At 56.6% G+C, this 5,574-nt stretch carries 6 protein-coding genes; 2 read left to right on the top strand and 4 right to left on the bottom strand.

All coding sequences use genetic code 11. The features are described 5' to 3' along the window. Positions 1–56 precede the first annotated feature (56 nt). From AC5JJ6_RS39330 to AC5JJ6_RS39315, 4 genes are all read right to left on the bottom strand, one after another. Positions 57–1,358 carry a hypothetical protein gene (locus tag AC5JJ6_RS39330; RefSeq protein ID WP_496047257.1) on the bottom strand — a complete coding sequence of 434 codons (1,302 nt, stop codon included), beginning with the start codon at positions 1,356–1,358 and terminating at the stop codon, positions 57–59. A 121-nt stretch (positions 1,359–1,479) separates the two neighbouring features. After that, a complete protein-coding gene (locus AC5JJ6_RS39325) occupies positions 1,480–1,662 on the bottom strand; it encodes a hypothetical protein (RefSeq protein WP_496047256.1) in 183 nt (60 codons plus the stop codon). 17 nt (positions 1,663–1,679) lie between these two features. Beyond that, positions 1,680–1,874 (bottom strand): hypothetical protein, encoded by a 195-nt coding sequence (locus tag AC5JJ6_RS39320; RefSeq protein WP_496047255.1) that lies wholly within the window; start codon positions 1,872–1,874, stop codon positions 1,680–1,682. 1,061 nt (positions 1,875–2,935) lie between these two features. Next, on the bottom strand, positions 2,936–3,604 hold the full coding sequence (locus AC5JJ6_RS39315; protein ID WP_496047254.1) for a recombinase family protein: 669 nt from the start codon (positions 3,602–3,604) through the stop codon (positions 2,936–2,938). A 177-nt stretch (positions 3,605–3,781) separates the two neighbouring features. Between AC5JJ6_RS39315 and AC5JJ6_RS39310 the strand changes: the two genes are divergently transcribed. Continuing rightward, positions 3,782–4,318 carry a hypothetical protein gene (locus tag AC5JJ6_RS39310; RefSeq protein ID WP_496047253.1) on the top strand — a complete coding sequence of 179 codons (537 nt, stop codon included), beginning with the start codon at positions 3,782–3,784 and terminating at the stop codon, positions 4,316–4,318. A 473-nt stretch (positions 4,319–4,791) separates the two neighbouring features. Continuing rightward, entirely contained in the window at positions 4,792–4,974 is a 183-nt protein-coding gene (locus AC5JJ6_RS39305) for a hypothetical protein (protein WP_496047252.1), read from the top strand. The last annotated feature ends 600 nt before the right edge of the window (positions 4,975–5,574 follow it).

The following is a 5,574-nucleotide window of genomic DNA, read 5'->3' as shown; positions in this document are numbered from 1 at the left end:
CCACCCCCAGGTTCGTCTTACCGGGGGCCGTTGATGGCTCTCCCTCCGACTGTCCCTTAATTGTTCGTGTATGTTAGGGTAGCGGTGGGCTGGTTATACTTCTGGTATTGGCCATAGAGACCAGCGCCTGCCGCAGCCATGCCCATAGCCCCCTGAACGCCATCAGCAAGGGCACCCTGACCGGCATAGGGTTTCGTTGAGGTTGCCTGACCGCCCCAGTCCTTCCCGCCAATGGTCTGCATGTACCGCTGGAGGAGATCGTTGGCCCTGGTGTCTGTCCCCTGCCACTTCTGGAAGGCGGCATCATATTGACCCTGCTGGTCAGCCTGAAGGACTCCACCGGCCTGGAGGTTGGCGTTCTGGTTACCAAGGGCCATACCATTACCGACCTGTGCAGCGTCCAACCCGAGGGCACCACTCTGGAGAAGCTGAGAGTTCCCATCCAGCCGTGACTGGGTATCGAACTGCCTCTGGCCTTCCCCGAAGTTCATCGCGGTAGATCCAGCTAGAAGGCCCTGACCGGCGAGTCCGCCGAACTGACCACCAGCGGCAAGGGTGCCTTGGAGGTTCGTTCCACGGGCACTCTCAGCCAACCCCAGGCCGTTCTGGTAGGCAGCCGAACGCATATCGGCAGAGGTCCGGGCAATCTGATCCGCTGTCCCCTGCTTCATGACAGCCTCAGCAGCACCAGTACGGGATGAGTTCAGGTTCCCGCCCATGGATGCCGAATTGTTCAGACCCACAAGGTTCCTCCCGAGGGCCGTGACGGCATCATTACCAGCAGCGTCAATCTGAGACTGAAGGTAAGGGTTATCGGCATACTGACCGGCAGCCGAAATGTTCCCCCGTGTCGGATCACTGGACGACATGGAGAGGGCCGTGGTGGTGGCGTTGGTAGCGGACCCCATCTGACCCAGGCTACCTACCGCCGTCTGGTTCATCATCTGGGTCACCAACGGGCTTGCCCCTGAAGTCACCCCGTAGTTCCCGCTGGCGAAACCCTGAGCATTGGTCCCAGCGGCCTGGATGTTACCCATGGAACTGATGGCAGCTCCAGCGGCACCATTGGTCAACTGATTACCAACACCACCCGTCCAATCCTGTGTGCCCTGAATAGCTCCTGTCTGGACGCCGTTGAGCTTGGCGTAGAGGTCACCTCGGAAGTAGGGGGTTCCCTTCTGGCCCTGGTAGATGCTCTGGGCTTCCCCGAAGGCCTCTGTCAGATAGGGGGCCTGTTCGGACCAGGGGGTCTCGGTTGTCGTAGAGCCCGCCTTGGCTGCCTTCGCGGCCTTGTTGGAACTGGAGACCGTTGCAGCCGCACCGATCCCGGCAGCCGCTACCGTTGCTGAAATAGCCATGTTCGTGATTTCCTTTCATGATGTGGTTCAGACATGCAGAGGCAACCGATGGCCGCTGAGGCCCTCGGGTTGCTTGAAGTCCGTGGTGAGGTTGGTGGATAGTTCTGTGCCTCGGAGGGCTCTAATCGGCTTCAGGGGCCGTTTGGTCAATGGTGGCCCGGAAGATTTCCTCCACCGTGACCGGATTGAAGGTCGGGAGGTGGTCCAGGATGGTCCCGAGGTCTGCACCCTGGGTAACCATCAACCGAACGTTGACCTGGATGAACGCGATGATGAGTCTCTGGGTGTAACTGTCTTCAGTCACCTCTCTGTCCTCCAGTGTCATTCAGCCTTAAGGATGCCTTCGTGCTGTGCCGTGAGTTTTGCCATGGCCACCGCTAGGGCCGTGTTGGTGACGTTCTTGCCTGCCTTAGCTCCCATGATCTTCTTCAGGGAGTTCCAGAGGAGGACTTCGCTGTCCGAAAGGCGTAGGAAGACCACGTTGACGTGATCGGGAAGGGTACGGGGACGGCCCATGATAATTCTCCAATGATGATGATTTTACGGGATGTGATAGGGAGCTTGGAGCGCCCTCTTCCTTAGTTGTAGGGGTTTTAGAAATCAGATAGGGGTCATGAGGCAATCAAACTATTGTAAGTGCTGACAAATTCGGCCTGAGACGCTATCGGCAAATGCTTCCTCACAGCTACTCAGCTACCTGAAGGTTCAAACCGCTTGAAGGTGGTTCTGACGCCATCCTCCTCATTGCCTTGAGGGAGACTCTAGGAGACCGCTGAATCGACTCTGAACGCCCTCTGGCACCACAGGGCTACCGATGTAGCCAGATGGATTGGTGAGTCTCCTGGGGCTTCCTGGAGGCTTGGAGGGGACCATGGAGTCGAGGCACTGAAGCGCCCCTATTATTTCTTCATCGATGCCCTACCCGGAACCAAAAGCCCTTGGAAGGCACTCTAGGTCTATGGAGTTGAGAACTCAATTCGCCTAGATGTAGTATGTGCCGTCCTGCTAGTTACTAATGGTAACTCAGAGCCATAGGTCGTTCCACAGGGCAACCTCTCTGGATCACCGACCATTTTCGAGATCAAGCCACCCACGCCAACACCCTCTTGACCGCTGTGGCCGTCCAGGCTCCTACACGTGGCGTCCGGTGCTTCGGGGAAAGCAAGTGAGGCACTCTGTGGATTAACCCCATGAGCCTTGAAGCTTCCAAGCTATAGTGGTAGCCATCATCCTGGGACTTTTGAGGCAGGCTTGACGCTGCCCACGGACTACAGAGAGGGCTTGACCATGACTGACCCTGTAGACCAGTTGGCCGCGGCAGTTATCCGTTCACTGGATATAGCGCTTGGGAAATCTGGCAGTAGAAATGTGTCCTACCCTTTCGGTAAGGAACTGACTAGGGATATCATTAAGGCTGTCACCGCCAAGGTGGTGGCCCATTATCAGCCGTTGGGTGTCGTCTGTAGACTGGACTTCAGCACCATCAGTGTGGGTGTCCAAGCGCGACTGAGGGCGACCAAGGCCCCTAGGTGAACCAGACGGCCTGAAGGAGCGGCAAGGCTATCAGTCTTCAAGAATCACCCCGCTCGCGCTAGAGCCCGCTTGACCGCAGTGGCCGTCCAGGCTCCCCCTCGGGGTGTCTGTTGGCCCCTCTCGTTCAGCTTGGAGGCAAGAGCGTTGAGGCTGGTCGCTCCCTGGGCCTGAAGATCCCGGATGAGCGGAAGGACGCTGAAGGCTGCTTGGTCCGCTTGGGCCTTCCGTACCACTGTGGCCTTGGAGGCATCGGGAGGCGTGAGAGGACGATAACCACGATCACCACCCAGCTTTACGCCTCGTGCCTTAGCGGCCTTGAGGGCAGCCTTGGTCCGCTGGGAAATCATCTCCCGCTCGTTCTCAGCCACAGCCGCCATGATGTGCAGCATGAACTTGTTAGCCATGGGCATGTCGATGGCAACGAACGGCACCCCCGCTTCCATGAGGTTCGCTATGAAGGCGACATTTCGGGCCAACCGATCCAGCTTGGCAATGAGGAGGGTTGCCCCTGTCCGCTTACACATCGCCACGGCCTCAAGGAGCTTGGGTCGCTCATTGTTCTTCCCACTCTCCACTTCAATGAAGGGTGGCTGAAGGAGCGTATCGGTATCCTTGAGGAAGCCATCGATTGCAGCCTGCTGACCTTCCAGCCCAAGACCGCTCCTGCCCTGCTTGTCAGTCGATACCCGGAGATAGGCAACGTAGCTGGTCATGATCGGGGGGTCCTTGGCTGGTGTCGTGCCGAAGGTAAGCCAGCGTCCTAGGACTTGTCAACATAGATCAACGTTCCTAGATGGGTGATGACATAGAGGGCTGCTACATTGCTGACTGTCGGTGACATGGGCAGCGTCGTAAAATCCCTCAGACCGGGTGGTGCGGAGAACCGATCAATGACAAGCTTCACAATCAAGACCGCTGGTGATCTCCTAGAAAAGTTGCTTGAGGAGCAGGCGGATTTCAAGGCAAGCGGCCATGTGTCAGCCCGGCATGCTCTGAACGCGACGATGACGGCTTTCCACCTTCATGAGTGGGTATGGGGAGATTTTGCGAAAAGGGAGTATCGCCTTCACGCCAAATGGCGACTTGAGACCTTCAAGAGCGACAAGGACAATAAGGGCCTTTGGTTTCTCAGGTTCCTTATCACACAATGCCAAGCATTGGACATAGCTCAGAAAATCACAAACGGCACAAAGCACTTCTCTCCCGATCAAGTGCAGACTGGACGCCATGCAGGGGCATTCAGCACGGGGTTTTCTTCGGAGTTTGATATTTCATTTCTTTGGATTGACAGATCGGACCTGTTGCAACCTGAGGAGCATGGGCCACCATACCAGGAGAGGGCTGAAGTCTTCATAGAAGAGCTTGTGGACTTCTGGCAGCACTTCTTCCGTACACATGGCATCCCATGCCCAACGCCTCTCACATGATCGCATGGTACGGCAGGTGCCTACCAACCAGCACTCTGGGTCCCATCGGCTAAGGGTACCCAACAGGCCCATCTCGATGCCCGGGTTCCTGAAGAGCTCGAAATAAGTGCTAAACCTGCCGTTGCTAGTTGTTTGTTGCCCTCTCTCGAACGGGAGGTCCCCCGAGGAAACCACTGGGTCCCCTACGCCCCCGGGGATGTAGGGGGGTCTTCCAGGGTTCCCGCTCAGGTACCGTTACCTGTTTTTCCGAGTGGGTCCCATAGGGGGCCGGGGGTGCCGGAGGTTCTCAGGTTTCCTAGAACAGGGGGTGTGTTTCTGAGGTGGAGGTACCTGTACCTTGGGGAGGCGGGGCACTTCCGTTCGGTCGAGTAAGATTAGGTCAAAGGAGTAGGTGTATTCCCTGCTGCTATCTATACCGCACGCCGCGGTGTTCCCTAACGTCCTCTCCTCAACGAAACGTAGGAAGCGCCCCAATGGCTGAAGTTCCTCCAGAGTGGTTGGCCGAACAGCAAAGAAAGATCCGTCAAGCCATCAAGGATCTGGAGGAACACGCTCAGGTACTGCCCACTGAGCAACGTAGAGGTGTTGAGCGAACCATTCGTCGGCTTACCGAGACATTGCGCGGTGATGAGGAAATCGTAGGAAGGTATACATGAACACCCTCCTCAACAGCCTGCTTTAAGCGCACAGAGACTTTTTTAAGTATGCAAAGAAGGTGCTGGAACCAATGAAACCACTGTCCGGTTTTGTACTTCATCGAAAGCCAGAATAAGGCACTAGGCAGCACTAGGGGTCGCTAGAGGACTGCCGATGGCTCAGGCTCAGGTTTAGCAGATTTGCTTAAGGAGCGGGAGAATTGAGCAGTCCATCACCAACTTCAGCCCAATGCTGAAGCGCTTCATGACCTATACTGCGGCAGAGGAATATCTTAGGTCTGAAGGGTTTAACTTCCAGGGTGCTCCTGGGCGCTGGCTCCATATCAAGGAAGAGGAGACAGTATATGCTCGGATCGTTCCGACTGGTGAAAACTTTGAGGTCCGTGTGTTCCGTTCGAAGAGGCGGTCATAGCACATTTTAATCGCAAACGCCTGTGCGGCCCCCAGAAGGGCTTGTGCGTGGCCTTGTAGCGCTTTCTTTCCCTCAGGTACCGACATTTATTTTCAATCCATGGGTCTCCTAGGGGGCCGGGGGTCCGCAGGTTTGACCTTGCCCCCATGCAGCGCCTCCCATAGCCGGGTAAGATCGGCGAGAGGATG

The organism is Skermanella sp., assembly GCF_059503625.1.
This window is presented reverse-complemented; position numbering and strand designations above follow the sequence as displayed.

What these genes read in the sequence shown, in the direction of transcription:
- AC5JJ6_RS39320 (WP_496047255.1), bottom strand. Translation starts at nt 1,874, where the DNA reads ATGGGCCGTCCCCGTACCCTTCCCGATCACGTCAACGTGGTCTTCCTA.
- AC5JJ6_RS39330 (WP_496047257.1), bottom strand. Translation starts at nt 1,358, where the DNA reads ATGGCTATTTCAGCAACGGTAGCGGCTGCCGGGATCGGTGCGGCTGCA.
- AC5JJ6_RS39305 (WP_496047252.1), top strand. Translation starts at nt 4,792, where the DNA reads ATGGCTGAAGTTCCTCCAGAGTGGTTGGCCGAACAGCAAAGAAAGATC.
- AC5JJ6_RS39310 (WP_496047253.1), top strand. Translation starts at nt 3,782, where the DNA reads ATGACAAGCTTCACAATCAAGACCGCTGGTGATCTCCTAGAAAAGTTG.
- AC5JJ6_RS39315 (WP_496047254.1), bottom strand. Translation starts at nt 3,604, where the DNA reads ATGACCAGCTACGTTGCCTATCTCCGGGTATCGACTGACAAGCAGGGC.